The following is a 24,744-nucleotide window of genomic DNA, read 5'->3' as shown; positions in this document are numbered from 1 at the left end:
AGGGAGCCTGTCGCGTTGGCCGCGGGGGCACGCTCGAAAACCGTGCGGGGAAATACAGGCCGCTGCCTTGAATGCACGGCCGCGCCGCACCCACAGGAAAGCCGCCGCCCCTCACACCTCCAGATAGCGCGTGATGAGCGAGGGGTCAGCCTGCACCTCGGCGGTGCTGCCGGTCCATGTCACGCGGCCGGCCTCCATCACCACATGGCGGTCGGCGAGGCGCAGCAGGGCCTCCAGATTCTTGTCCACCACGAGGATCGCCAACCCCTCGGCCCGCAGCGCCGCAAGCGCGGTCCAGATGTCGGCGCGGATCACCGGGGCAAGGCCCTCGGTGGCCTCGTCCAGCACCAGAAGGTCGGGATTGGTCATCAGCGCGCGGCCGATGGCCAGCATCTGCTGCTCGCCGCCGGAGAGTTCCGGCCCCATGTTGCGGCGGCGCTCCTCAAGGCGGGGGAACAGCGCGTACACCCGCGCCAGCGTCCAGCCGTGCCCGCGCCCCGGCGAGGCGGTGGCGACGAGGTTCTCCTCCACGGTGAGGCGCGGAAAGATCTGCCGGCCCTCGGGCACATAGCCCAGCCCCGCGGACGCGATGCGGTGCGGCGGCGCGCCCGTGAGGTCCGCGCCGTTGATCAGGATGCGCCCGGCGCGCGCCGGCAGGAGGCCGAACAGGGTGCGCAGCGTGGTGGACTTGCCCATGCCGTTGCGGCCCATGAGTGTCACCACCTCGCCCGCATTCACGGCAAAGGAGACGCCGAACAGCACCTGCGCCGGGCCATAGCCCGCCTCCACGCCTTCCAGCGCGATCAGGGGGGCGCTCATACCGCGTCCTCCTCGCCCAGATAGGCGCGGCGCACCTGCGGGTCCGCCCGCACCGCCTCCGGCGTGCCGGTGATGGCAACCGCGCCGCCGATCAGCACCGTGATGCGATCGGCAAGGGCGAAGACGGTGGCCATGTCGTGCTCCACCAGCAGCATGGGCAGCGTGCCCTTGAGGCTGAGCAGAAGCTCAGTCAGGCGCGCACCCTCGGCCCGTCCGGTGCCTGCCATGGGCTCGTCCAGCAGCAGAACCTTCGGCGCCTGCGCCAGCGCCATGGCCAGTTCCAGCGCCCGCCGCTCGCCATGGGCGAGCACACCCGCCGCCACATCGGCACGCGCGGAGAGGCCGACGCGATCCAGCGCCGCGTCCGCCGCCGCCGTGAGCGCGGCATCGCTGGAGGCCGGCCGCCACAGGCCCCAGCTGCCCCCACGATGGGCCAGCGCCGCAAGGCGCACATTGTCCCGCGCGCTGAAGCTGCCGACAACCTGAGAGATCTGGAACACCCGGCCGAGACCCAGACGCGCGCGGGCCGAGACGTTCAGCTGGGTCACATCGCGCCCGGCGAACAGGATGCGGCCGGCATCGGGCGTGACGGCGCCTGCGATCTCGCCCACGAGCGTGGTCTTGCCGGCGCCATTGGGGCCGATGAGGGCATGCACCTCGCCCGGCCGAAGATCCAGCGACACGTCGCTGGTGACGGTGAGCGCGCCATAGGATTTGGAGAGGTTTTCGAGACGCAGGATGGGCTCAGTCATGCTGGCCTCCCACGATGCGCCTCAGCAGCCCGCGCCCGCGCAGCAGCGCGGCGCCCACCACAACGAGGCCGAGACCGAGCTTCCAGTATTCGGTGTAATGGCCGATGGCCTCGTCCAGCAGCGTCACCGCCACCGCACCGATGACCCCGCCCACCAGATGCCCCGCCCCGCCCAGCGCCACCATGACGATGGCCTGCCCGGACACGTGCCAGTTCATGTAGGACGGGGAGACGAACTCGGCCTGATTGGCGAGCAGCGCACCGGAGAGGCCCGCCACGCCCCCCGCCAGCGCGAGGGCCGCAAGGCGATGGCCATAGGTGGCAAGACCCAGCGCCCGCACGCGGGTTTCATTGTCCCGCGCCGCCCTGAGCACGAGGCCGAATTTCGAGGCCGTGACGCGACCCAGCACGAACAGGCCCACGCCCAGAAGGCCGATGGCGAGGAGCGCGAGGCCGTGATCCCGCCGCAGGATGCGCTCGCCGAGGAAGGTCGAGCGCCCGGCGATGGCCATGCCGTCATCGCCGCCGAAAGCGGAGAGGCTCGCCGCCACATAGAAGGCCATCTGCGCGAAGGCCAGCGTGATCATGATGAAATAGACGCCCCGCGTACGCAGCGCGATGGCGCCGGTGAGCGCGGAGAACAGCGCGGCGGCGGCAAAAGCCAGCGGCAGCACGATCATCACCTCACGCACGCCAAATTCGCCGGCGATCAATACCGCATAGGCGCCGATGCCCACGGGGGCGGCGTGGCCGAAGCTCACCAGCCCCGCCTGCCCCACGAGGAAGGAGAGCGAAACGGCGGACAATGCGAGTGCCGCCATGCGGGCCAGCGTCGCCATCCAGTAGGTGCTGTCCTGCACATAGGCGACGGCCAGCGCCGCGAGGAAGCCGAGCGTGACCAGAAGCGCGATCGCGCCGGGTGAGCGGAGACGGGACATGCGCGCCATCACGCCTTCTTCGGCCCGAACAGGCCGGATGGGCGCAGCCCCAGCACCAGCGCCATCAGCACATAGATGAGCATGGAGGACAGCGCGGGACCTGCGGTGGCGGCGGCGGACCTGTCCATGACGAGGCGCAGCAGATCCACGGCGAAGGCGCGGCCGAGCGTATCCACCAGCCCCACCGCCAGCGCGCCCACGAACGCCCCCTTGATGGAGCCGATGCCGCCGATCACCACCACCACGAAGGCGATGATGAGCACATTGTCACCCATGGTGGGCTCCACCGAAACCAGCGGCCCCGCCATGGCCCCGGCCAGCCCCGCCAGCATGGCGCCGAAGGCGAAGACGAACAGGAACAGCCGGTCGATATTCACCCCCAGCGCCGAGACGATGCCGGGATGGGTGGAGCCGGCGCGCACCAGCATGCCGAGCCGCGTGCGATGGACGAGGAACCACAGGAGCCCCGCGACGGCGAGCCCGACCGCGATGATGACGAGCCGCCAGACCGGATAGTTGAGGCCGGGAAAGAGCGTCACCGAGCCGGACAGGGCCACCGGCATGGGCATGGCCAGCGGCGCGGTGCCGAAGATCATGCGCACGCCTTCCGTCACCACCAGGATGACGCCGAAGGTGCCGAGCACCTGCTCCAGATGATCGCGCCTTGTCAGATGCCGGAACACCAACCATTCCAGCACGATGCCCAGCACCAGCGCGCCGATGAGGCCAAGCAGCAGGCCAAGGCCGAAATGGCCGGTGAAGCCCACGCACATGGCCACGAGATACGCGCCCAGCATGTACTGCACGCCATGGGCGAGATTGATGAAGTCCATGACGCCGAACACCAGCGTCAGGCCCGCCGCCACGAGGAACAGCACGAGGCCGAGCTGGAGGCCGTTGAGAAGCTGGGAAACGAGAAGAACGGTGCTCATGGGCTCAGCAGGGAACGGATTCGCGCGGGATTTTCTGACAAACGGAACGTGCCCCCTCCCCCCTTGCGGGGGAGGGTTGGGGAGGGGGGTAATGCCCTCTCCGTGAAAGCGACATCCGGCCAGCCAGAGGACACGACAGACGCACCCGCGATACCCCCCTCTCCAACTCTCCCCCGCAAGGGGGGAGAGGGCAGGTTGCTCTTACGCATCGGGCGCTCCGAGATCCTCAAACGTGACAGGCTCCCTCCCCGCAAGGGGCGAGGGCTAGAAACAGTGCCGAGCAGATGCTCACTTCAGCGGGCACTCGGCCGCGTAGGCGTCCGTCATGTTGTCGAACACCTTGGAGACGGTCACGGTCTCATACTTGCCGTCGGCGCGCTTCACCGGCTTCACCACGTAGAAATCCTGCAGCGGGAAGCCGTTCTTGCCGATGGAGAAATCGCCGCGCACCGACTTGAAGGGCGCGGACGCCAGCGCCTTGCGGAACGCCGCCTTGTCGGAAACCTTGCCACCGGTGGCCTTCAGCGCGCCGTCGATCATCTTGGCCGCGTCATAGCCCTGCGCCGCATAAAGCGAGGGCACGATGCCGTATTCCTTCTCGAAGGCGGCAACGAAAGCCTTGTTCTCCGGCGTGTCGATGTTCGGCGCCCAGTTGGCGCCCGACAGCATGCCGATGGAAGCTTCCTGCGTCGCCGGCAGCGTGGTCTCGTCGATGGTGAAGGAGGACAGGAAGGGGATCTTGGTGGTCAGCCCCGCCTGCGCATACTGCTTCACGAGGTTCACGCCCATGCCGCCGGGCATGAAGGTGAACAGCGCGTCCGGATTGGCGGCCTGGATCTTGGCGATCTCGGCGGAGAAATCCAGCTGGCCGAGCGGGGTGAGGATCTCTTCGGCCACCTCGCCCTTGAAGTGGCGCTTGAAGCCGGCCATGGCGTCCTTGCCCGCCTGATAGTTGGGCGTCATCAGCACCACGCGCTTGAAGCCCTGATCCTGGGCATATTTGCCCATGATCTCGTGCACCTGATCATTCTGGTAGGAGGCGGCGAAGAAATAGGGCGAGCAGCCCTTGCCGGCCAGCGGCGAGGGGCCGGCATTGCCGGAGATGAGCACCGTCTCGTTCTCGAACACGGGCTTGGAAATGGCCATCATGACATTCGAGAACACCACGCCCGCGATCACGTCCACCTTGTCGCGATCCAGCAGGCCCTTGACCTTGGAGACGGCAACATCGGGCTTCAGCTCGTCATCCACCACGATGACTTCGGTGGGCTGGCCGCCGAGCTGGCCGCCCAGCTCCTTCACCGCCAGCTGGAAGCCGTTGCGCATGTGCACGCCGAGCGGGGCGGAGGGGCCGGACAAAGTGGCCACGAAGCCCACCTTCACCGGCTCGGCCAGCGCCAAGGCGGAACACAAGGCAAGGGACAGAGCGGCCAGAAGGCCGGTGCGGACGCTGAACATCAGGGAACCCCCGTCTGGTTTTATCGTCTGGCGTTCTCTTGCCAGCCCCGCAGAGCCGCAGAGACATTCCCTTTCTTCTTAGAGCTTCCGCAGCGTTTGAACAGGCCCGAAACGCAAACGGCCGCCCCGGAGGGCGGCCGCGTTACGCCTCAGCGGCGATAAGGATCAGATGACGCCCGCGACGATGGCAAGGCCCGCCGCGCACAACGCCGCGCCCGCGCCGCGCACGAACAGCGGACCACGGGTCTCGCCCGCGCGGCCGACGGCGAAGCCAAGCCCGAGGCCCGCCAGATGCAGCAGGCCGGTGCCGAACAGGAAGCCGGCGCCATACGCAAGGCCGCTCACCGTCTCCGGCATTTCGGTGCCGTGGGCATGGCCGTGGAAGAGGGCGAAGGCACCCACGAGGGCCATGGCGATGGCGAGCGGCGCCTTCACGCCGGCGGCCACAGCCCCGCCCAGCACCACCACGGAAAGCCCGATGCCCAGCTCCACATAAGGCAAATCGAGGCCCATCATGCCGGCGACGCCGCCGCCGATCATCAGCGCCATGAAGGTGAGCGGCAGCATCCACATGGCCCGGCCGCCCATCTGGAAGGCCAGCATGCCCACCGCCACCATGGCCAGCACATGGTCGAGGCCCGTCACCGGGTGGGCGAAGCCATGGGTGAAGCCGTGCACCTCGGCGCCGCCGGGATGGGCGAAGGCCAGAGAGGGCGCCAGCGCGAGGGCGCCGGCAAGGGCGAGCGAGCGGATGGGGAAACGGGTCATGGCAGAAAGCTCCACAGGATGAGGCGATATTGGCGCGATCCGCAGGTCGCTGGCAACGCGGAACACTGAAAGAGAACCGATTTATGCCGCTCAAAGTATGAGCTTTTTGCCGTTCCGCAGGGCAGAGGCCTCACCCCTCCCCGGCGGGGGCGGCCTCCACGGGCCTGCCTTCCAGGAAGCTGCGATACCTGCCGATCTCGGTGGCCATGAAATCCAGGAACACCCGCACACGGGCCGCATGGCGCAGATCCGGATGGGTGAGCAGCCAGAGGTCGGCCGCATAATCGGGCTCCGGCGGGCCGAGGCGGACAAGGCCCGGCCGGGCATCGGCGATGAAGCAGGGCACGAAGCCGATGCCGAGCCCCGCCTCCACCGCCTCCGCGAGGCCCAGCACGGTGTTGACCTTGTAGACGATGCGCTCCGGCGGCACGCGGGCGAACACGTCCTTCACCACCTTCAGGCCGCCGAAGCCCTCGGAGAGGGAGATCCAGTCGCGCCCCTCCAGCGCCTCCGCCATCAGCGGGCCCGGCTCGGGGAAAGCCGCCGCCGCGCCATAGAGCGCCCAGCCGATGCGGGCGACGCGCCGGCCCACCAGATTGTCCGGCGGCTGGTCGGTGGCGCGGATGGCCACGTCCGCATCGCGCTTGGAGAGGTTGGCCGCCTGATTGCCCAGCACCAGATCGAGCCGCACATCGGGGCAGGCGGCGCGGAACTTGGCCAGAAGCGGCATCAGCAGGTTGATGAGCAGGGTGTCGTTGGTGGCGACCCGCAGCTCGCCGGTGGGCGAGAGTTCGCGCCCGGCGATCTTGCGGGTGACGGCGGTGATGTCCGCATCCACCCGCCCGGCCAGCGCCACCACCTCCTCGCCGGCGGGGGTGAGGGCATAGCCGGAGCGGTGGCGCACGAAGAGCGCGACACCCAGCGCCTCCTCGATCTGCTTCAGGCGGCGGAAGACGGTGGAATGGTTGATGCCGAGCTGGGACGCGGCCGCCGGCAGGCCGCGCTGGTCGGCCACCGCCTTGATGAGCCGGAAGTCATCCCAGGCCAGATTCTTGTAGGGTTCCGCCACGTCTCGCCCTGCCCCTGCGTCACGCCCGTCTCAGGCGCCGCACTAAAGCATATTTTGCGATACGTCTTCACCTGCCGTGCGGCGCCCACAGCCGGCACGCGGGACGGCCGGCACACGCCGGGCGCGTTCAACGGCCCTGTTTCGGCATCTGGCTTTCGTGGATCCACTTGCCGTCCACCAGCACGAGGCAGCCATCCGTCTTCAGCCACAGGAAGCTGTGCTTGCCCGCGAACCTCTCCACGCAGCGCGCCTGCTCTTCCGCGAACAGATCCTTCTGGATGCTGGTCCACTGCGCCCGGACGAACATGCCGAGCACGAAGAGGATCAGCCCGACGATGGCCAGCCAGTTCCGCCACGAACGGAAGCGAAGCCGCGCCCGCGCCCGCGCCGGATCGGCGGGCTTGAAAGCGGCATGGTCTTTCTCATGAAACATGGTCAGTAGATAGATAAAGAAGCAACGGACGATGCCGGCCATCCATATGAATGCGCGAAATTCCGCCCTTTCAGCGGACACGCGGCGCACCACATCAACGCACGAGCACGGCTAGAACCTCAATAACTTCAGCATCTACTTTATGACACAACGGATGTTGCGCGGCATGGTCCCCACCTCACCATTGAATACACCGAATAATCAAAACTTTTGATATAGAATAAATAATCACTACACGCAGAAATTGCGCTTTACTTCCCCTACGAAACGTCCCTTACGCCTAAATATTGTATCAGGCAATGATGCCACCCACGCTGCCAGCGAATTTACAACCCCCTCGCCGGCGATACCTCTCCCCGATACCTTCCGCATGAACGAAAACGGCCGCGCAGTTTCCTGCGCGGCCGGATATTCGGGATCAGGCGAGGTCAGGCGAGGCGGGGACGCACCTTGCCGCCGAGGAGCTGGGACAGCCGCACCGACTTCAGCGCGAAGGCGCCGTCGCCGAGAAGGCCCACGGCCAGAGCGCCGACCACGAGAAAGGCGGGATACTCCCAGCCGCCGCCGGTGGCGTTGAACACCCAGCCGTTGGGGGCATGCACGCCGAGGGCGCCGAGCAGCAGCGGGATCAGGGCCAGCGAAACGAGGCGGCCGTAGAAGCCGACGAGGATGGCGATGCCGCCGATCAGCTCGGCGAGGATGATGGGCCAGGCAAGGCCGGTGGGCAGGCCCTGCGCGGCCAGATAGCCCTCGAAGCCGGCGACGGTGAAGACGGCGAACTTCAGATAGGCGTGGGAGATGAACATCACGCCCAGGGCGACCCGCAGCACGGTGGCGCCATAGGGAGCGGTGAGGGCATCGACGTTGCGGCCGGAAGCAGTGGTTTCGGTGATCATCGGAACTCTCCAATCAGGATGTCTGCGAGGCTCGGAGGTCCGGTACGGGCCGCCGGGGCAATCTCGGTGTGGGGCGACTTTCCTCATTTCCGATGGGCAATTCAATTTCGTAGTTTGCAGGAATGATATTGCACCGGCGCAATCGAAAGAGCATGGCGAACGGGCCGGACAGGGCTATCTGTAATGACAACGGCGCTGGCCGGGATCGCCCCGGAACCCTGCGCCCCCAACGCTTTCGGACTTTGGCTTCATAAGCTTTCAGCCCTACAGGAGACCGGACCATGACCAACATCCCGTCCAGCACCGCCCTTTCCAACGGCACCCATGGCATTCACCACATCACGGCCATTGCCGGCCCCGCCCAGCGCAACCTCGACTTCTACACCCGCACCCTCGGGCTGCGGCTGGTGAAGAAGACGGTGAATTTCGACGATCCCGGCACCTATCACTTTTATTTCGGTGACGAGACCGGCGCGCCCGGCACCATCCTCACCTTCTTCCCCCGGGCCCATGCGGCCGCCGGCCGGCTCGGGGTCGGCGAAACGGAAGAGACGGTCTTCCGCGTGCCTGCCGCCTCCATGGGCTACTGGCTGCATCGCCTCGTGGAACATGGCGTCGCCCATCAGGCGCCCATCGACCGCTTTGGTGAGCGGGTGATCTCCTTCAAGGATCCGGACGGCATGGGCCTTGCCATCGTCGGCCTGCCCGGCATCGAAAATGAGCCCGCCTGGACCGGCGGCGAGGTGCCGGCGGATGCCGCCATCCGTGGCTTCCATTCCGCCAGCCTGCTGCTGGAGGACACCCAGCGCACCGGCGCCATCCTCACCGACGTGCTCGGCTTCACCGAGGTGGCGCGTGAGGGGAATGTGGTGCGCTACAGGGCCGGCGACACCCGCATCGGCGGCATCGTGGACCTGCGCGGCGCCGGCGGCTTCCTGCCGGCCCGCATGGGCGCCGGCTCGGTGCATCACATTGCCTTCCGCGCCGCCGATGACGCGGAGGAAATGGCGATGGTGAAGAAGCTGCAGGAGAACCACGGCATGCGCGTTACCGAGCAGAAGGACCGCAACTATTTCCGCTCGGTCTACTTCCGCGAGCCCGGCCACGTGCTGTTCGAGATCGCCACCGACATCCCCGGCTTCGCCGCCGACGAGCCGGTCGCCTCGCTCGGCAGCGCGCTGAAACTGCCGGCCTTCCTCGAACCGCGCCGTGCGGCCATCGAGGAAGTCCTGCCCGTCCTCGTCTGAGGCCGGCTCAAACACGCGGATCGGGAATGTCATCCGGCTTCGATTGCAAAGCAATCAAAGCCGGACCTCCTCCAGACGCAGCAACGGGAGATGGCTATCCTGTTGTCCTGCTTTCCGAATGGGCGCTGACACGATGACCGGAACACGCGAATTCGACGTCACCGACCTGCGGCAGGCCTGGATCATCGACCGGCGCGAAGCGCTGGAAGAGATTTCGGCCCGGCGTCATGAGGGACATAATTCGATCTGGATCAGCCTCCGGGGGTCCGATCTCCCCAATCTCAATGTGGCGTTCAACGGCAACCTGGCCGTGGTCAACGCGTGCAACCTGTCGGGCTCGGACACCGAAATCGCCGTCTCCATGGGCGATGGCTCGGCGCTGCCGCTGGATGACACGACCACCTTCTTCCTCACCGAATTCGGCATCGGGCAGCCGATGGAGAATTCGGTGGTGGTGGATGCCGGGCGGGCCATCCGGGTGCTGCTGGACTTCTTCGACGAGCCGACCGTCCGATCCACGGCCATCGACTGGCTGGAACTCTAGCGCATGCCCGGCTTTGACTGCTCCGCAATCCAAGCCGAAAGACGTTATATACCAATGAGTTGGAACGTTTCACTGTTTCCGAGAAACAAGGAAACGCTCTAGCACACCGCCCGCACTCACGCGCCTCTATCCGCTTCCTCAACCCGCCGGCACACCGCCGACGGGAACGGCTTCCCCTTGCCCCTGAACGGAGGGTGTCATGCTCGACGAACTCACCTACATCCATCGCTTCATTCCGGCCGACGTCCCCGGCAAGCCCCCGCTGCTGCTGCTGCACGGCACCGGCGGCGACGAGAACGACCTCATTCCCCTCGGACAGGCCGTCGCGCCGGGAGCTGCGCTCCTGTCTCCGCGCGGAAACGTGCTGGAAGGCGGCATGCCGCGCTTCTTCCGCCGCCTCGCGGAAGGCGTGTTCGACGAGGCCGACGTGCGCCGTCGGGCGGAGGAACTGGCCGCCTTCATCGCGGCGGCGCGGGCCCGCTATGACCTGCCCGCCCCTGTCGCGCTCGGCTTCTCCAACGGCGCGAACATCGCCGCCGCGCTGCTGGAACTGATCCCCGACGCGCTGGCCGGCGCGGTGCTGATCCGCGCCATGGTGCCGCTGAAGGACATGCCGAAGGCCAACCTCGCCGGCAAGCCCGTGCTGCTGCTCTCCGGTGCCATGGACCCCATCGTGCCGGAAGCCAATGCCGCGCGCCTTGCCGCCGACCTCACCCTCATGGGCGCGGCGCTCACCCACAAGGTGCTGCCCGTGGGCCACGGCCTCTCGCAGGGCGACCTGACGCTGGCACAGGCATGGCTGGCGCAGCGGTGACAACGGACACGGAGAGGGCGGGCCGAAAGGCTCGCCCTCTCCGGCCTGTCGCCCCTACCCTTCCTCCTCGATGGCGATCTGCGCCACCTGAACCGCCCCGCCATTGATGCGGGCGGCAAGCACGTGGCCCACCGCCACGGCAGCGATGCACAGCAGGACGGAGGCGCCGATGTTCAGCGCGGCGCGACCCATGGCGCCGCCGCGCAGCAGATCGAGCGTCTGAAGGCTGAAGGAGGAGAAGGTGGTGTAGCCGCCGCACAGGCCGATCATCACGAACAGCCGCACGTTCTCCGGCGCGGGAAAGCGGCCGTGGGCGAGGGTCAGCGTGCCGAACAGGCCGATCACGAACGAGCCGGTGACATTGATGAGGATGGTGCCCCACGGCAGATGCCGGCTGATGGGCAGCGCCCATACGGAAATGCCATAGCGCAGCAGCGTGCCGAGCGCGCCGCCGATCACCACCACGATGCAACTTGTGAAAGTCATCCCGTCCCGTCTCCATCCAAGAGCGGCGGGACGCTGGACGCACTCCCACCGCGGTTTGTCGCGGTAGGAGTCATCAGCCCGGATGAGCGGGCGGTTTCGGGGGAACTCCCATCCCCATCGGGCCGATGTCTAGCGCAGGCCGGCGGCAAGGACAATTCGGCCCACATCAGAAGAAAGGCCGCCCGGAGCTTCGCGCCGGGCGGCCTTGTGCTTCAGATAAAGTCAGATGCCGTTCACTGCGGCAGGTCGCCTGCCTCGCGGCCCAGCCACTTCTTGGACATGGCATCCAGCGTGCCGTCCTTCTTGGCGGCGACGATGATCTCGTTGACCTTCTCGCGCAGCTTGTCCTCGCCCTTGGCGATGCCGATGAAGCAGGGCGAATCCTTGATCAGGAACTTGAACTCGGTGTTGGTCTGCGGCTGCTTCATCATGATGGTGCCGCCGGCCGCCGAGGAAATGGCCACGAGGTCCGTCTGGCCGGCCACATAAGCGGCAGCGGTGGCGGCATTGTCCTCATAGCGCTTCACGATGACGCCGGGCGGCGTGATCTTCTCCAGCTCCTGGTCCTCCATGGCGCCGCGCGTCACCGCGACAGACTTGCCGGCCATGTCGGCAGCCGATTTGACCGCCACCGCCTTGCCGCCGAACACCGCCTGGAAGAAGGGCGCATAGGCATAGGAGAAATCGAGCACCTTCTCGCGCTCGGCATTCTTGCCCAGCGTGGAGATGACCAGATCCGCCTTGTTGGTCTGCAGATAGGGAATGCGATTGGCGCTGGTGACGGGCACCAGCTCCACCTTCACGCCCATCTTCTGGCCGATCAGCTCGGCCATGGAGATGTCGAGACCCTGCGGCTTCAGGTCCGGACCCACGAAGCCATAGGGCGGATAATCGGTGGGAATGGCGATGCGGATCGTCTTGCGCGACATGATGGTTTCAAGCGCATCCGCCGCCTGCGCGGCCGGCGCGGCGAGGCCGAAGACCACCGCAACAGAGAGCAGGGACAGAACGGACCGGCGATCCATGGGACTTCTCCTGAAATGAACATGCCGTCTTGCAAGCCGGCGCGCTGCCGATGGGACAGCGGGTCGCACCGTATGCAGGAATCATGCCGCGCCGCACGCAGGACTTGCACATGCGGACTCTCGCACCCGCCACGCCGGCAGACCAGATGGCCTGAGAGGTATTTGCAATCAAACGCAAGCAATTGACGGCACCAACGTACGGCACAGCGGCACGACAAGACGCCACAAAGCGCCTGCCGCAAGCGGCGAAAAGCGTTGTATTTCAATGCAATTCGGAACACGTACCGGGGGCGACCCACAAAGGGCACGGCGGCCCTTGGCCTGCCGAGAATTGTGGGTCGGCCCCGGCACCCGCATGCCAGGGCCGACCCCGACGCCCGGGGGGTCGTGGCGCCGCGGCTCGAGGAGCCGGATAGGGGTCATAAAACGCTCACCTTGCGCGAGCGTGGTGTCCATGTTTGAGGCAGGTCAAAAAATTTGACTGCTTTCAGGTGCCGTCAATTCCATAGCCAGCAATTTTACTGCTCGGAAAATGCCCATGCCGGGCAAGAAGGGGTATACCCTCCCCATGCAATCGATCCTGTCCCTTCGCGGCGTATCCAAGACCTACGCCACGGGTCATTCCGCGCTCAAGGACGTCTCACTCGACATCCAGCGTGGCGAGATCTTCGCGCTGCTCGGCCCCAACGGCGCCGGCAAGACGACCCTGATCTCCATCATCTGCGGCCTCGTGCGACCGAGCGCGGGCACCATTTCGGCGGGAGGTCACGACATTGTGCGTGACTGGCGGCCCGCCCGCAGCCTCATCGGCCTGGTGCCGCAGGAGCTGACCACCGACGCCTTCGAGACGGTGCTCGCCACCGTGCGCCTCAGCCGGGGCCTGTTCGGCAAGCCCGCCAATCCGGCGCTGGTGGAAAAGGTGCTGCGCGATCTCTCCCTGTGGGAGAAGCGCGACAGCAAGATCATGACGCTCTCCGGCGGCATGAAGCGCCGGGTGATGATCGCCAAGGCGCTTTCCCACGAACCGCAGATCCTGTTCCTGGACGAACCCACCGCCGGCGTGGACGTGGAGCTGCGCCGCGACATGTGGCGCGTGATTCGCGAACTGCGCGATACCGGCGTCACCATCATCCTGACCACCCATTATCTCGAGGAAGCCGAGGAAATGGCGGATCGGATCGGCGTGATCCGCAAGGGCGAGCTGATCCTGGTCGAGCGCAAGCAGGATCTGATGCGCACGCTGGGCCGCAAGGAACTGACCCTGCATCTCGCCCGGCCGCTGGCGGCGATCCCGCCGGCCCTTGCCGCCCATCCGCTCACCCTGTCGGAGGACGGGCTGCGGCTGGTCTACACCTATACGTCCGCCACGCCCGATGGCGGGAGCGACGCGGCGGCCCCCGCCTCCATCGCGCCGGTGCTGCGGGAGCTGGCCGCGGCGGGGATCGACTTCACCGATCTCGACACACGCCAGAGCTCGCTGGAGGAAATCTTCGTCGGCCTGGTCCATGCCGACGCCTAGAGCATGTCCGGCCTTGGAGCATGTCCGGCTTTGACTGCTTTGCAATCCAGGCGGCAAGACAGTCTCCATCAATGCGCTGGAGTGTTCCAGTGTTTCCATCAAACACGGGAGCGCTCTAGAACAACCCGTCTCCGGAGACGGGTCAGTTCAGATTGAATTCATCCGGACTGCGAATCCGCCTCGAGAACGCTCTCTGCGTTCCGACGCCTGACACCGACGCCGATCCACGCCCGACGCTCCGTCCACAGACGTCCTGTCACAGCCTCCTGCTCCGCCTGCGGCCAACCGCCCCGCTGTTGCCGCCCGAAGGCGCCCAAGGAGGCCCCCGAGGAGACCCTCATGAACCTGCACGCCATCCGCGCGATCTATCTGTTCGAAATGGCCCGCATGCGGCGCACGCTGCTGCAGAGCGTGGTCTCGCCCGTTTTGTCCACATCGCTCTACTTCGTTGTGTTCGGCTCGGCCATCGGTGGCCATATGGGCGAGATCAACGAGGTGAGCTACGGCACCTTTATCGTTCCAGGGCTCATCATGCTGAGCCTCTTGACGCAGAGCATCGCCAATGCGTCGTTCGCCATCTACTTCCCCCGCTTCATCGGCACCATATACGAAATACTTTCCGCGCCCCTTTCGGCGATGGAGATCGTCATGGGTTACGTAGGGGCGGCGGCCACCAAATCGGTGATTCTGGGCGTCATCACCCTCGCCACGGCGTCATTTTTCGTCGAACTGCACGTGGAACACCCGGTCTGGATGCTCGGCTTCCTGATTCTCACCTCGGCGACATTCAGCCTGTTCGGATTTGTCATCGGTATTTGGGCGGACAGCTTCGAGAAATTACAGCTGATTCCCCTGCTGATCGTGACTCCGCTCACGTTTCTGGGTGGCAGCTTCTACTCGATCGACATGCTTCCGCCGTTCTGGCGCACGGTGAGTTTGTTCAATCCAGTTGTCTACCTTATTAGTTGCTTCCGATGGAGCTTTTTTGGGGCTTCCGATGTCAGTGTGGGACTGAGCCTGGCGATGACACTCATGTTCCTGGCGCTGTGCCTGGGGGCCGTCGTCTGGATTTTCAAAACCGGATACCGAATGAAGACATAAAGTCGCCCCATCTCTGCCTTGTATGGTAGCGCGTTCTATTGCATCGCGGTGCGAAAATCCGATTTGGAAGAATTTTCGTTGCTGTGACCGCTTGATCAAATCGTCGGTCTGCTGCAATAAACCTGTATTATCGGAGGACTGACCTTGGACGATCAAGATTCGAACGACTTCCTGGCAGAGAACGCGGCGCAGATCGTCAGCGCGTTCGTTGCCCACAACAGCATCAGCTCCGCCGAGCTGCCGAACCTGATCAAGGCTGTCCATGCGGCGCTTGCCAGTCTCGGCACGCAGCCGGTCGTCGAAGCGGCTCCCAAGCAGCTCGTCCCGGCGGTGAGCGTGAAACGCTCGATCACACCCGACTACCTCATCTGTCTGGAGAACGGACAGAAGTTCAAGTCGCTCAAGCGCCACCTGATGTCCAAGCATGGCCTCACGCCGGACGAGTACCGGAAGAAGTGGGACCTGCCTTACGACTATCCGATGGTTGCTCCGAACTACGCCCAGACCCGTTCCGCCATGGCGAAGGAAATCGGTCTCGGCCGCGCCAAGCCGGCGGAAGCGCCTGCGGCCAAGGAGCCGGCCCGCAAGGCCCGCGCTCCCCGCGCCAAGAAGGCGTGATCCAGGGCGTAACGCAGGCCGGATCCGGTCCCCGGGCCCGGCTGCAAACCTGATCAGCCGATCATGACGACAACGGATGCGCCCCCCAGCGCATCCGTTTTTTTATGCGCCGATCACGACGCGCATCTTCCGCATGATGGAAACAGGGCACGCGTCCGCCCCGCCCTGCGCGGCCCTGCCGCGCGGCGCACCGACGCGGCCCGCGCAGGCGGGCCGCGATCATTCCGGGGACTGATGTGCGCAAAGGCCGGCCATCGCCGTCAGGCAATGGCCGCGCGGAAGCGGCAGGGAAAGCGATGGAAGGGAAAACGACGGAAGGGAAAACGACGGTGCGGACCGACGGAAGGGAAAGCGGCGCTCAGTCCACCTTCTCGTTGGGATAGACGCCCCAGAGCTTGCCCTGCTCCACGTAGCCGTCATAGCCCTCGCCCGTGATGCGGCACCACTTGCCGTCGCAGGACTTCACCACGCCCAGCACGCTCGGCTCCAGCCGCGCCACGGCGCGGGATTCCGCCTCGGGCTTCTCCCGCAGCGTCACCGGGGCGCCCTTGGTCCAGGGCGTCACCAGCGCGGTGCGCCGGCCCGACAGCATGGAGTGATAGACCCAGCCCTCCGAACCGTCCGCGTCGCGGATGCGCCGCCAGGTCTCGAACTCGGCGGTGATCTCCACCGGCAGTCCGGCGCGGGTGAAGATCCAGGCCACGTCCTGATCGCGGTTGGGACCGTTGCGCACATTCACGCGATCCGCCTTCAGCGACACGAAGCGCGGCACCGGCAGGCCGGTTCCGGTGGCCTTGTCCTCGTCCGCGGCGCGCGCGGCCGGGGCCAGCGGGAGCATCGCCGCCACGAGCAGCGCCATGGTCGCCACCCGCGCCCGGAAGAGATGCCGCCACGTCATGCTCATGTCTGATCGTCCTTTCGCGCCCGCGCGTCACAATCCCTGCGGGACAGCCTTGTCCCGCCGATGCAGCTTTGGGCCCTTATGGACCGCAAACCGCATCCAAAGATTTAATGGAGATTATTTTACCGCGGGCAGGTGATGGCCTCTCCCCCTCGCAGGCCCCTGAAGTGCCCCCCGCCGGGCGGCCCGTCAAGAGTGACGCAGGAGCATCCCATGCCGATCGCAGGCCGTCCGCGAGGCGCGGTTTCTAGCCGCTCTTTGTCTTTGCCCCTTCCTCTGCTAGGACGGAACCATAAGGTTAATAACGGGCAACGGGGAAACACATGGCGCGTCGCAAGCCACTCGTCGTCGTCACGCGCAAGCTGCCGGACACGGTGGAAACCCGCATGCGGGAGCTGTTCGATGCACAGCTCAATCATGACGACATCCCCATGGACCAGGCCGCCCTCGTGGAGGCGGTGAAACGGGCCGACGTGCTGGTGCCCACCCTCACCGACCGCATCGACAATGCGGTGCTCTCGCAGGCCGGCGAGAATCTGCGCCTCATCGCCAGCTTCTCGAACGGCGTCGATCACATCGATGTGGCCAGCGCCCTGGCGCGCGGCATTACCGTTACCAACACCCCCGGCGTCCTCACCGAGGACACCGCCGACATGACCATGGCGCTGATCCTCTCCGTGCCGCGCCGTCTGGCGGAAGGCTCGCAGGTGCTGCTCGGCGAGCAGGACGACTGGTCCGGCTGGTCGCCCACCTGGATGCTGGGCCGGCGGATCTGGGGCAAGCGCCTCGGCATCATCGGCATGGGCCGCATCGGTCAGGCGGTGGCGCGCCGCGCCCGCGCCTTCGGCCTGCAGATCCACTATCACAACCGCCGCCCGCTGCCGGGCGCGGTGGAAGAGGCGCTGGAAGCCACCTATTGGGACAGCCTCGACCAGATGCTGGCCCGCATGGACATCGTGTCGGTGAACTGCCCGCACACGCCGGCCACCTTCCACCTGCTGTCCGCCCGCCGCCTCAAGCTGATGAAGCGCGAGGCCTATGTGGTGAACACGGCGCGCGGCGAGGTGATCGACGAGAATGCGCTGACCCGCATGCTGGAAGCCGGCGAGCTGGCCGGCGCGGGCCTCGACGTGTTCGAGCAGGAGCCGGCGGTGAACCCGAAGCTGCTGCGCCTCGCCCGTCAGGGCAAGGTGGTTCTGCTGCCGCACATGGGCTCGGCCACGCTGGAAGGCCGCGTGGACATGGGCGAGAAGGTGATCGTGAACATCAAGACCTTCATGGACGGCCACCGTCCGCCGGATCGCGTTCTGCCGTCCATGCTGTGAGGACGGACTGCTCCGCAAGCGCACCCTGCCCCCTCTCCCGCTTGCGGGGGAGGGTTGGGGAGGGGGCCGCGCGCAGCGCGGGGACGGGTTCCGTTGAGCAGCGGTCAGTCGGATATGCAGCCTCTTGGCGGCGAAGTTTCAAACACCCGCACACCCCATCCATTCGTCAAGCCCGGCCATGACGAGCCATAGGGCGTGACCTTCCCTTTCCGCCCGCCCTGCCCCCTCCCTAGCCCTCCCCCGCAGGCGGGAGAGGGGACATGTCGTTCAGGGCGGAGAGGGCGTTCCCGAAGACCGGCAGCGCTTACGCCGCCTTCACATGCTCCGACAGATCGGTGATGCGCGCCGCCGTGCCGGTGAGCGGATTGTCCGCGTCCCAGCCGTAGCTCAGCGTCTCGAAACGCATGGAGCGGGCGTCCATCATCAGCAGCTTGCCCACCAGCCCCTCGCCGAAGCCGACGATGGCGCGGATGGCCTCCAGCGCCGCCATGGAACCGGCGATGCCCGCCAGAGCCCCAAGCACCCCCGCCTCCGCGCAGGCCGGCACCATGCCGGGCGGCGGGGCTTCCGGGAACAGGCAGCGATAGGTGGGGTTCGGCTCGCCGTCCGGTCCCGTCTCATGAGCGCGGATGGTGGTCAGCGTGGCGTCGAAGGTGCCGAGCGCGGCAGTGACAAGCGTCTTCTTCGCCAGCACGCAGGCGTCCGACACCAGATAGCGGGTGGAGAAATTGTCCGAGCCATCCAGCACCACGTCGGCGCGGGAGATGAGATCGAGCGCATTGTCGGGGGTGAGGCGCACGGCGTGCGTCTCCACCTCCACATGCGGGTTGAGCGCTTCCACGGCGTCACGGGCGCTGTCGGTCTTCGGGCGGCCGATGTCCGGCGTGCGGTGGATCACCTGCCGCTGGAGGTTGGAGAGCGAGACCTCGTCGTCATCCACCACGATCAGCCGGCCCACGCCCGCCGCCGCCAGATAGAGCAGCGCCGGCGCGCCGAGACCGCCGGCACCCACCACCAGCACGGAGGCCTTCTTCAGCTTCTGCTGGCCGGGGCCACCCACGTCATGCAGCACGATGTGGCGGGCGTAGCGTTCGATCTCTTCGGGCGAGAAGGCCATATCACTCTTAAATCCTGAGGCGCCCGCGACCGGGCGCGCCCCTCACATCTGGGCCGTGCGAGCCTCGGGTGCAAGAAGAGCCTTCGCCCCCTCGGCAGCAGACAAGGCATGGCCATAGATGACGAGGCACGGCCCCGTCGCCCCCTCGTCCACGGCGGCGGCCACCGCCTCGGGCAGGCCGGCCACCGTCGCCCACACCACCTGCTCGTCCGCCCGCGTCACCGAGAACACCGCCACCGCAGGGGTTGCGGCGTCGATGCCGGCGGCGGTCAGCTCGGCCAGAAGGTCCGGCAAAGTGCGGCGGGGCATGTAGACCACGGTGGTGGCGGTCCTGTCGGCCAGCGCCTTGAAATCGAGGTCGCGCGGCAGCTTGCCATCGCGGGCATGGGCGGTGACGAATTGCAGCCGGCGGGCATGGTCGCGATGGGTGAGGGACGCCACCAGCCGGCTCGCCGCGCCCTGCGGGGCCGAAATGCCGGGCACCACCTCCACCCGCACGCCGGCCGCATGGCAGGCGGCGATCTCCTCGCCGGCGCGGCCGAAGATCATGGCCTCGCCGCCCTTCAGGCGCACCACCCGGCGGCCCTCGCGGGCGAGCTGCACCATGAGGGCGTTGATGTCGTCCTGCTTGCAGGAGGGGCCGTAGCCGGTCTTGCCCACCAGCATCTTCTTCGCCTCGCGGCGGGCGAAATCCAGCACCGCCTCGGAGACCAGATCGTCATAGAGCACCACGTCGGCGCTCTGGAGCGCGCGCACGGCCTTCAGCGTGAGGAGTTCCGGATCGCCCGGCCCCGCTCCCACCAGCACCACGGAACCCACGTCGGGCGCGCCAGAAGCGGCTTCCACCTCGGCCAGCAGCGCGGCGCGGTCGGCCTCATCGGGCTGGCGGTTGGGCTCGGCCATGGCTCTGGCGGCAAAGCCCTCCCAGAAGCGGCGGCGGTTCTGGAACGAGAGGCCGAGCGCCGACACCGTGCCGCGCCACACCTGTGCCGCCTGCGCCCACGCCCGGAAACCCTGCGGCAGCAGCGCCTCGATCTTGGCGCGGATGGCCTGCCCGAACACGGGAGCGGCCCCGTCGGTGGAGATGCCCACCACGAGGGGCGAACGGTTGACGATGGCGCCGAAGGCGAAATCGCAATGGGCCGGCTTGTCGATGACGTTCACCGGCACGCCCGCCGCGCGGGCAGCGGCGGCGAACCATGCGGCCTGCTCGTCGGTCTCGGCATCGCCGATGGCCAGCGCCGCGCCTTCCAGATCCTCGGCGCTCCACGGGCGCTTGTGGATGGCGATGTGCCCGTCCGGCGCGGAGCCGGCCAGATGCCACATGCCCTCGCAGATCTCGGGGGCGATGACTTCCACCCGCGCGCCTGCGGCGGAGAGCAGTTCCGCCTTCCACACCGCCGCCTCGCTGCCGCCGGCCACCAGCACGCGGCGACCATGCAGGCCGAAGAAGACCGGCAGCCGCGCCAGTTTCTCCATGCGCCCGCCCTCCCGCACGCGCGGGGCGCGATCCTCGGGCTGGGGGGTGGAAGCGGCACTCATGGCACGGTCTTTCCTTGGACGCGGTACAAAGTGAATTGTCCTCCCGCACGCATCGCTTGCCAAGGGGAATGGGTCAAGGCGCGCGCAGGGGCGTCTCCGTCATATGGCGGAAGTTTTCCGGCTATTCAACAGGAATGGGATGATGTTCCGTTATTTCACGGAACATATTTGCCAAAAGCGCGTACACTTAAAGCGGCCCCGATGCAGCAAAACCTCGTCATGCCCGGGCTTGACCCGGGCATCCACGTCAGGCCGACAGTGGACCGCCAACTCAGCCGCATGCCCCGACCGCTCGCGCCTTTCATCCACACGTCCTCCCAGCCGCGGGACGTGGATGGCCGGGTCAAGCCCGGCCATGACGAGTGGAGAGGAGCCATCTTGAAGGCTGCCCCTTAGTGCGCCTCTTCCCAATTGTCGGCGGCGGCGGCTTCCACCTGAAGCGGCACGGCGAGCTTCACCGCCGGCAGCGCCGCAGTCTCCATCACGTGGCGCACCACGGGCAGCGTCGCCTCCACCTCGGCGTCGGGCACCTCGAACACCAGTTCATCGTGCACCTGAAGCAGCATGCGGGCGTTCAGCTTCGCCTCGGCGAGCGCATCCTCCATGCGGATCATGGCGCGGCGGATGATGTCCGCCGCCGTGCCCTGAAGCCGCGCATTGATGGCCGCGCGCTCGTTGAAGGCGCGGATGGAGGGGTTGGAGGCGGCGATGTCCGGATAGTGGCAGCGCCGGCCGAACAGCGTCTCCACATAGCCATGCTCGCGGCAATAGGCCTTGGTCTCGTCCATATAGGCCCGGATGCCGGGGAAGCGCTCGAAGTAACGCTTGATGTAGGCACCCGCCTCGTCGCGCGGAATGCTGAGCTGGTTGGCGAGGCCGAAGGCCGAGATGCCGTAGATGATGCCGAAATTGATGGCCTTCGCCCGGCGGCGCACCTCGGAGGGCATGCCTTCCACCGGCACGCCGAACATCTCGGAGGCGGTCATGGCGTGGATGTCGATGCCATCCTGGAACGCCTGCCGCAGCGAGGGGATTTCGGCGATCTCGGCCAGCAGCCGCAGCTCGATCTGCGAATAGTCCGCCGACACCAGCTTGGTGCCGGGCACGGCGACGAAGGCGCGGCGGATGCGACGGCCTTCCTCGGTGCGGATCGGGATGTTCTGGAGGTTAGGCTCGGAGGAGGACAGCCGCCCGGTGGTGGTGGCCGCCAGCGCATAGGAGGTGTGAACCCGCTGACTGGTGGGATTCACATAAGCGGGCAGCGCGTCCGTATAGGTGGAACGGAGCTTGGAGAGCTGGCGCCAGTTCAGGATCTTCTGCGGCAGCTCGAAGCCTTCTTCCGCCAGCTCGTCCAGCACGTTCGCCTTGGTGGACCAGGCCCCCGTGGGGGTCTTGGTGCCGCCCTTCAGGCCCATCTTGCCGAACAGCAGATCACCGATCTGCTTGGGCGAGCCGACGTTGATCTTCTCGCCGGCCAGCTCCGAAATCTCGTCTTCCAGCCGGGCCGCGCCCTGCGCGAACTCCGAGGACAGGCGCGCCAGCGTGGCGCGGTCGATGGAGATGCCGCGCCCTTCCATGCGGGTGAGCACGGAGATGAGCGGGCGCTCCAGCGTCTCATAGACGGTGGTCATGCCATCCGCCGGCAGGCGGGGCTTCAGCACACGCCACAGGCGGAAGGTCACGTCCGCATCCTCGGCCGCATAGGAGGTGGCGGCCTCCAGCGGCACCCGGTCGAAGGTGATCTGGCTCTTGCCCTTGCCGGCCACGTCCGTGAACGGGATCGGCGTGTGGCCGAGATATTTGACCGACAGCTCGTCCATGCCATGGCCGCCGCGCCCGGCATCCAGCGCATAGGACATGCACATGGTGCAGTCGAACGGGCCGACAATGATGCCGTGGCGGGCGAGGATGGCAGCGTCATATTTGACGTTGTGGCCGATCTTCAGCGTGCCCGCGTCTTCCAGCAGCTCTTTCAGGACCGCGAGCGCGTCGTTGAAGGGGATCTGGTCCGGCAGCAGCCCCTCGCTGAACAGATCGGCGGCGCCGATATGGCGCAGCGGGATGTAGCAGGCCTCGTTCGGCGCCAGCGCCAGCGAGACGCCCACCAGCTCCGCCTGCAGGGGATCGAGCCCGGTGGTCTCGGTGTCGAAGGCGACGACGCCCTGCTCGCGCGCCTTGGCGCACCATTTTTCCAGCTCGGCCCTGGTGGTGAGCATGGCATAGGCGGCCCGGTCCACCTTGGTGGCGCGGGCCTCCTGCGCGCGGGCGGCGGCAAGGTCCGCCGGGTTCATCACGCTGGGCCGGCCGCTCGGCGCGGGAGCGGCAGCCGCCGATGCTTCGCCATCGGCTTCAGGCGCGGCGGCTCCCCCGGCCACCGGCGTGCTCTGGCCGGCGAACAGCTCGCCCGTACCGGAGACGGCAAGGCGCGGATCGGGCTCGATGGCGGCAGCCTCGACGGAAAAGGCTTCCGCCGCGCGGCGCACGATGGTGGTGAATTCCATGGCCTTGAGGAAGGCGATCAGGCGCTTGCCGTCCGGGTCTTCCAGCACGAGATCGTGCAGCGGAACTTCCACGGCGACATCCGTGACCAGCTTCACCAGCTCGCGCGAGATCTTCGCCTTCTCGACATTCTCCGGGTCGAGCAGGGATTCCCGCCGCTTCACCTGCTTGATCTCGCCGGCGCGGGCGAGAAGCGTGTCGAGGTCGCCATATTCGTTGATGAGCATGGCGGCGGTCTTGATGCCGATGCCGGGCACGCCGGGCACGTTGTCGGTCGAGTCGCCGGCCAGCGCCTGCACGTCCACCACCTTGTCGGGGCCGACGCCGAAATATTCCTCCACCTCGGGCACGCCGATGCGCCGCTCGGGCCGCGAGCCGCGCCCGCCCTGCTCGCCGGAGGCCGGGTCATACATGGCCACCCGGTCGCCGATGAGCTGCATCAGATCCTTGTCGGCGGAGACGATGAGCACGTCCGCGCCCGCCGCCTGCGCCTGTTTGGCATAAGTGGCGATGAGATCGTCCGCCTCGTAGCGGGCCTGCTCCACGGGGATCACGCCGAACGCCTTGACCGCCTCGCGCATGAGCGGGAACTGGGGGATCAGATCGTCCGGCGGATCGGAGCGGTTGGCCTTGTAGAGCGGGTACAGCTCCTTGCGGAAACTGTCCTCGGACTTGTCGAAGATGATGGCCAGATGGGTCGGCTTGATGCCGAGCGCCCCGTCGCGGACGAACTGGAACAGCTTCGTGCAGAACAGCCGCACCGCGCCGGTGGGCAGGCGGTCCGAGCGGTAATTGTACTTCCGGTCCTGATTGATGGACTGGAAGTAGGCGCGGAACACGAAGGACGAGCCGTCCACCAGAAACACGTGGTCGCCGGGCTGGATCGGGCGGGGTGCAGAAGACATTGGGCCATCCGTTGATATGGCGCGCACGATGCCCGACAGCCCGGCCGGAAACAACACCGCCGGGGGACAACCGCGTTCTCCCTTTGCCCCAACCCTTGCGGGCGCTTGGCTACCCGATGGCTTTCAGCGGCTTCTCCAGCACGGCGATGACACGGGGCAGGTCATGGCCGCGCTTCAGAATCAGCCCGGTCTGCGACACCACGCTATAGGCGCCCTGCCTGCGGGCGAGCTTGGGGTCCTTCTCGATGCGGTAGAGCGCCACGTCGAAGGAGCGGCGGAAGATGGAGAACACCGCCTTGTCCTTCAGGAAGTCGATGGCGTAGTCGCGCCATTCGCCGGCGGCGACCATGCGGCCGTAGAGATCGAGGATGCGGTCGAGTTCCCGCCGGTCGAAACGGACCAGAGCGGGTGCCGGGGTTGCGGCAGGGGTGGGGTGAGGCGAAAGGGGCGCCGGGCCGCGCCGTATAGGTTCGATGTCGCCCATCGGGCCTCCCGTGGCAGACGTTTCAAACGGAATGATCGCCGCAGGACCGGCCGCTTTCAAGGACTTTCCATAGCCGGCTCGGCGGGCAGGCTTGAGCCTTGCCGGACAAGGCGGTGCGAAAGGCGGGCACCGGCATGCAGGACCCGAAACGTAAGGCCGGCAGACAGGCAGGGGCCCCAATCACGCGCTCGTCACTCGCGAACACAGTCTTGCCGGAATTCGGTCAAGGCATCGACAAGGGCCGGGATCATCTTCAGACCCGTAGCAGGGCCGGTTCGCCGCCCCTCCGGTCTATCCCAGCCCCCCAGCCCCCCGGGGTGGTGCGAACCGGCCACTGCTACACTCCAAAAATCTTGAGAATTCGAGCCTGTTCGCGGTCGCAGCGGACAGGCTCTTTTCGTTTTGGGCCGGCGGATGGGGCGATGCTGTAACTGCAGAACATCGTCATGGCCGGACTTGATCCGGCCATCCACGTCAGGCCGACAGTGGATCGTGCGGAGCCCGGGAATGCGGCCGCCGTTCGCGCAGAGGCTTTCCGCCTTCCCGGCGGAGG

Annotated in this window: 23 protein-coding genes and 1 riboswitch; of the genes, 7 read left to right on the top strand and 16 right to left on the bottom strand. The window is 66.8% G+C overall.

Translation table 11 applies throughout. The annotated features are described in order from the left end of the window. Positions 1 to 111: 111 nt before the first annotated feature. The 9 genes from IEW24_RS23480 to IEW24_RS23440 all read right to left on the bottom strand — a co-directional run bounded on the left by IEW24_RS23480 (position 112) and on the right by IEW24_RS23440 (position 8,064). Positions 112 to 819, bottom strand: a complete 708-nt coding sequence (locus tag IEW24_RS23480) for an ABC transporter ATP-binding protein (protein WP_444979134.1) — start codon at positions 817 to 819, stop codon at positions 112 to 114. Then, positions 816 to 1,571: an ABC transporter ATP-binding protein gene (locus IEW24_RS23475; RefSeq protein ID WP_188583246.1), complete on the bottom strand. Its 756-nt coding sequence runs from the start codon at positions 1,569 to 1,571 to the stop codon at positions 816 to 818. Before IEW24_RS23475 ends, IEW24_RS23480 begins: the two co-directional genes overlap by 4 nt. After that, a complete protein-coding gene (locus IEW24_RS23470) occupies positions 1,564 to 2,508 on the bottom strand; it encodes a branched-chain amino acid ABC transporter permease (protein WP_244644626.1) in 945 nt (314 codons plus the stop codon). Before IEW24_RS23470 ends, IEW24_RS23475 begins: the two co-directional genes overlap by 8 nt. 8 nt (positions 2,509 to 2,516) lie before the next feature. Beyond that, positions 2,517 to 3,440, bottom strand: a complete 924-nt coding sequence (locus IEW24_RS23465) for a branched-chain amino acid ABC transporter permease (RefSeq protein WP_188583242.1) — start codon at positions 3,438 to 3,440, stop codon at positions 2,517 to 2,519. A gap of 288 nt (positions 3,441 to 3,728) precedes the next feature. Beyond that, complete coding sequence (locus IEW24_RS23460) at positions 3,729 to 4,898, bottom strand: ABC transporter substrate-binding protein (RefSeq protein WP_188583240.1); 1,170 nt, start codon at positions 4,896 to 4,898, stop codon at positions 3,729 to 3,731. Positions 4,899 to 5,063: 165 nt separating this feature from the next. Then, positions 5,064 to 5,666, bottom strand: coding sequence for a HupE/UreJ family protein (locus IEW24_RS23455; protein ID WP_188583238.1), 603 nt, complete (start codon positions 5,664 to 5,666; stop codon positions 5,064 to 5,066). A gap of 130 nt (positions 5,667 to 5,796) precedes the next feature. Beyond that, positions 5,797 to 6,735, bottom strand: a complete 939-nt coding sequence (locus IEW24_RS23450) for a LysR family transcriptional regulator (RefSeq protein ID WP_188583236.1) — start codon at positions 6,733 to 6,735, stop codon at positions 5,797 to 5,799. 127 nt (positions 6,736 to 6,862) lie between these two features. Then, the gene (locus IEW24_RS23445) at positions 6,863 to 7,168 is read right to left on the bottom strand and encodes a hypothetical protein (protein ID WP_188583234.1); all 306 of its coding nucleotides are present in this window, start codon (positions 7,166 to 7,168) and stop codon (positions 6,863 to 6,865) included. A 428-nt stretch (positions 7,169 to 7,596) separates the two neighbouring features. Continuing rightward, entirely contained in the window at positions 7,597 to 8,064 is a 468-nt protein-coding gene (locus IEW24_RS23440; RefSeq protein ID WP_188583232.1) for a DoxX family protein, read from the bottom strand. Between the two features lie 281 nt (positions 8,065 to 8,345). Here IEW24_RS23440 and IEW24_RS23435 point away from each other — a divergent pair, with 281 nt between their 5' ends. The 3 genes from IEW24_RS23435 (at position 8,346) to IEW24_RS23425 (ending at position 10,669) form a co-directional block, all read left to right on the top strand. Continuing rightward, positions 8,346 to 9,311: a ring-cleaving dioxygenase gene (locus IEW24_RS23435; RefSeq protein ID WP_188583231.1), complete on the top strand. Its 966-nt coding sequence runs from the start codon at positions 8,346 to 8,348 to the stop codon at positions 9,309 to 9,311. Positions 9,312 to 9,444: 133 nt separating this feature from the next. Next, positions 9,445 to 9,855 (top strand): hypothetical protein, encoded by a 411-nt coding sequence (locus IEW24_RS23430; protein WP_188583229.1) that lies wholly within the window; start codon positions 9,445 to 9,447, stop codon positions 9,853 to 9,855. Between the two features lie 199 nt (positions 9,856 to 10,054). After that, on the top strand, positions 10,055 to 10,669 hold the full coding sequence (locus IEW24_RS23425) for an alpha/beta hydrolase (RefSeq protein WP_188583227.1): 615 nt from the start codon (positions 10,055 to 10,057) through the stop codon (positions 10,667 to 10,669). Between the two features lie 54 nt (positions 10,670 to 10,723). On the opposite strand, the gene crcB is transcribed toward IEW24_RS23425, so the two are convergent. Both crcB and IEW24_RS23415 read right to left on the bottom strand, forming a co-directional pair. Continuing rightward, on the bottom strand, positions 10,724 to 11,155 hold the full coding sequence (gene crcB, locus IEW24_RS23420) for a fluoride efflux transporter CrcB (RefSeq protein WP_188583225.1): 432 nt from the start codon (positions 11,153 to 11,155) through the stop codon (positions 10,724 to 10,726). A gap of 57 nt (positions 11,156 to 11,212) precedes the next feature. Then, positions 11,213 to 11,280: riboswitch (Fluoride riboswitch) on the bottom strand. A 108-nt stretch (positions 11,281 to 11,388) separates the two neighbouring features. Continuing rightward, positions 11,389 to 12,180 carry a transporter substrate-binding domain-containing protein gene (locus IEW24_RS23415; RefSeq protein WP_188583223.1) on the bottom strand — a complete coding sequence of 264 codons (792 nt, stop codon included), beginning with the start codon at positions 12,178 to 12,180 and terminating at the stop codon, positions 11,389 to 11,391. Between the two features lie 568 nt (positions 12,181 to 12,748). Between IEW24_RS23415 and IEW24_RS23410 the strand changes: the two genes are divergently transcribed. From IEW24_RS23410 to IEW24_RS23400, 3 genes are all read left to right on the top strand, one after another. Next, positions 12,749 to 13,699 (top strand): ABC transporter ATP-binding protein, encoded by a 951-nt coding sequence (locus tag IEW24_RS23410; protein ID WP_188583319.1) that lies wholly within the window; start codon positions 12,749 to 12,751, stop codon positions 13,697 to 13,699. A 339-nt stretch (positions 13,700 to 14,038) separates the two neighbouring features. Continuing rightward, a complete protein-coding gene (locus tag IEW24_RS23405) occupies positions 14,039 to 14,800 on the top strand; it encodes an ABC transporter permease (protein WP_188583221.1) in 762 nt (253 codons plus the stop codon). Positions 14,801 to 14,944: 144 nt separating this feature from the next. Then, entirely contained in the window at positions 14,945 to 15,418 is a 474-nt protein-coding gene (locus tag IEW24_RS23400) for a Ros/MucR family transcriptional regulator (protein WP_188583220.1), read from the top strand. 358 nt (positions 15,419 to 15,776) lie between these two features. Here IEW24_RS23400 and IEW24_RS23395 read toward each other — a convergent pair whose 3' ends face one another. After that, positions 15,777 to 16,256: an SH3 domain-containing protein gene (locus IEW24_RS23395; RefSeq protein WP_244644634.1), complete on the bottom strand. Its 480-nt coding sequence runs from the start codon at positions 16,254 to 16,256 to the stop codon at positions 15,777 to 15,779. A 386-nt stretch (positions 16,257 to 16,642) separates the two neighbouring features. Here IEW24_RS23395 and IEW24_RS23390 point away from each other — a divergent pair, with 386 nt between their 5' ends. Further along, complete coding sequence (locus IEW24_RS23390; protein WP_188583214.1) at positions 16,643 to 17,644, top strand: 2-hydroxyacid dehydrogenase; 1,002 nt, start codon at positions 16,643 to 16,645, stop codon at positions 17,642 to 17,644. 304 nt (positions 17,645 to 17,948) lie between these two features. On the opposite strand, the gene IEW24_RS23385 is transcribed toward IEW24_RS23390, so the two are convergent. The 4 genes from IEW24_RS23385 to IEW24_RS23370 all read right to left on the bottom strand — a co-directional run bounded on the left by IEW24_RS23385 (position 17,949) and on the right by IEW24_RS23370 (position 24,191). Next, positions 17,949 to 18,761, bottom strand: coding sequence for a HesA/MoeB/ThiF family protein (locus IEW24_RS23385; protein WP_188583212.1), 813 nt, complete (start codon positions 18,759 to 18,761; stop codon positions 17,949 to 17,951). Between the two features lie 42 nt (positions 18,762 to 18,803). Beyond that, positions 18,804 to 20,303 carry a siroheme synthase CysG gene (cysG, locus tag IEW24_RS23380; RefSeq protein ID WP_244644625.1) on the bottom strand — a complete coding sequence of 500 codons (1,500 nt, stop codon included), beginning with the start codon at positions 20,301 to 20,303 and terminating at the stop codon, positions 18,804 to 18,806. A 392-nt stretch (positions 20,304 to 20,695) separates the two neighbouring features. Beyond that, on the bottom strand, positions 20,696 to 23,707 hold the full coding sequence (polA, locus tag IEW24_RS23375) for a DNA polymerase I (protein ID WP_188583210.1): 3,012 nt from the start codon (positions 23,705 to 23,707) through the stop codon (positions 20,696 to 20,698). 109 nt (positions 23,708 to 23,816) lie between these two features. Further along, on the bottom strand, positions 23,817 to 24,191 hold the full coding sequence (locus IEW24_RS23370) for a DUF2794 domain-containing protein (RefSeq protein WP_188583208.1): 375 nt from the start codon (positions 24,189 to 24,191) through the stop codon (positions 23,817 to 23,819). Between the last annotated feature and the right edge of the window lie 553 nt (positions 24,192 to 24,744).

Source organism: Azorhizobium oxalatiphilum (assembly GCF_014635325.1).
Lineage (GTDB): Bacteria > Pseudomonadota > Alphaproteobacteria > Rhizobiales > Xanthobacteraceae > Azorhizobium > Azorhizobium oxalatiphilum.
Note: the sequence above shows the minus strand (reverse complement) of the source record. Positions and strands in the feature narration are given on the sequence as shown.

Bases quoted from the DNA above. Each gene is read 5' to 3' on its own strand.
- IEW24_RS23480 (WP_444979134.1), bottom strand. From the start codon at position 819: ATGAGCGCCCCCCTGATCGCGCTGGAAGGCGTGGAGGCGGGCTATGGC.
- IEW24_RS23475 (WP_188583246.1), bottom strand. From the start codon at position 1,571: ATGACTGAGCCCATCCTGCGTCTCGAAAACCTCTCCAAATCCTATGGC.
- IEW24_RS23470 (WP_244644626.1), bottom strand. From the start codon at position 2,508: ATGTCCCGTCTCCGCTCACCCGGCGCGATCGCGCTTCTGGTCACGCTC.
- IEW24_RS23465 (WP_188583242.1), bottom strand. From the start codon at position 3,440: ATGAGCACCGTTCTTCTCGTTTCCCAGCTTCTCAACGGCCTCCAGCTC.
- IEW24_RS23460 (WP_188583240.1), bottom strand. From the start codon at position 4,898: ATGTTCAGCGTCCGCACCGGCCTTCTGGCCGCTCTGTCCCTTGCCTTG.
- IEW24_RS23455 (WP_188583238.1), bottom strand. From the start codon at position 5,666: ATGACCCGTTTCCCCATCCGCTCGCTCGCCCTTGCCGGCGCCCTCGCG.
- IEW24_RS23445 (WP_188583234.1), bottom strand. From the start codon at position 7,168: ATGTTTCATGAGAAAGACCATGCCGCTTTCAAGCCCGCCGATCCGGCG.
- IEW24_RS23440 (WP_188583232.1), bottom strand. From the start codon at position 8,064: ATGATCACCGAAACCACTGCTTCCGGCCGCAACGTCGATGCCCTCACC.
- IEW24_RS23435 (WP_188583231.1), top strand. From the start codon at position 8,346: ATGACCAACATCCCGTCCAGCACCGCCCTTTCCAACGGCACCCATGGC.
- IEW24_RS23430 (WP_188583229.1), top strand. From the start codon at position 9,445: ATGACCGGAACACGCGAATTCGACGTCACCGACCTGCGGCAGGCCTGG.
- IEW24_RS23425 (WP_188583227.1), top strand. From the start codon at position 10,055: ATGCTCGACGAACTCACCTACATCCATCGCTTCATTCCGGCCGACGTC.
- crcB (WP_188583225.1), bottom strand. From the start codon at position 11,155: ATGACTTTCACAAGTTGCATCGTGGTGGTGATCGGCGGCGCGCTCGGC.
- IEW24_RS23415 (WP_188583223.1), bottom strand. From the start codon at position 12,180: ATGGATCGCCGGTCCGTTCTGTCCCTGCTCTCTGTTGCGGTGGTCTTC.
- IEW24_RS23410 (WP_188583319.1), top strand. From the start codon at position 12,749: ATGCAATCGATCCTGTCCCTTCGCGGCGTATCCAAGACCTACGCCACG.
- IEW24_RS23405 (WP_188583221.1), top strand. From the start codon at position 14,039: ATGAACCTGCACGCCATCCGCGCGATCTATCTGTTCGAAATGGCCCGC.
- IEW24_RS23395 (WP_244644634.1), bottom strand. From the start codon at position 16,256: ATGCTCCCGCTGGCCCCGGCCGCGCGCGCCGCGGACGAGGACAAGGCC.
- IEW24_RS23390 (WP_188583214.1), top strand. From the start codon at position 16,643: ATGGCGCGTCGCAAGCCACTCGTCGTCGTCACGCGCAAGCTGCCGGAC.
- IEW24_RS23385 (WP_188583212.1), bottom strand. From the start codon at position 18,761: ATGGCCTTCTCGCCCGAAGAGATCGAACGCTACGCCCGCCACATCGTG.
- cysG (WP_244644625.1), bottom strand. From the start codon at position 20,303: ATGAGTGCCGCTTCCACCCCCCAGCCCGAGGATCGCGCCCCGCGCGTG.
- polA (WP_188583210.1), bottom strand. From the start codon at position 23,707: ATGTCTTCTGCACCCCGCCCGATCCAGCCCGGCGACCACGTGTTTCTG.
- IEW24_RS23370 (WP_188583208.1), bottom strand. From the start codon at position 24,191: ATGGGCGACATCGAACCTATACGGCGCGGCCCGGCGCCCCTTTCGCCT.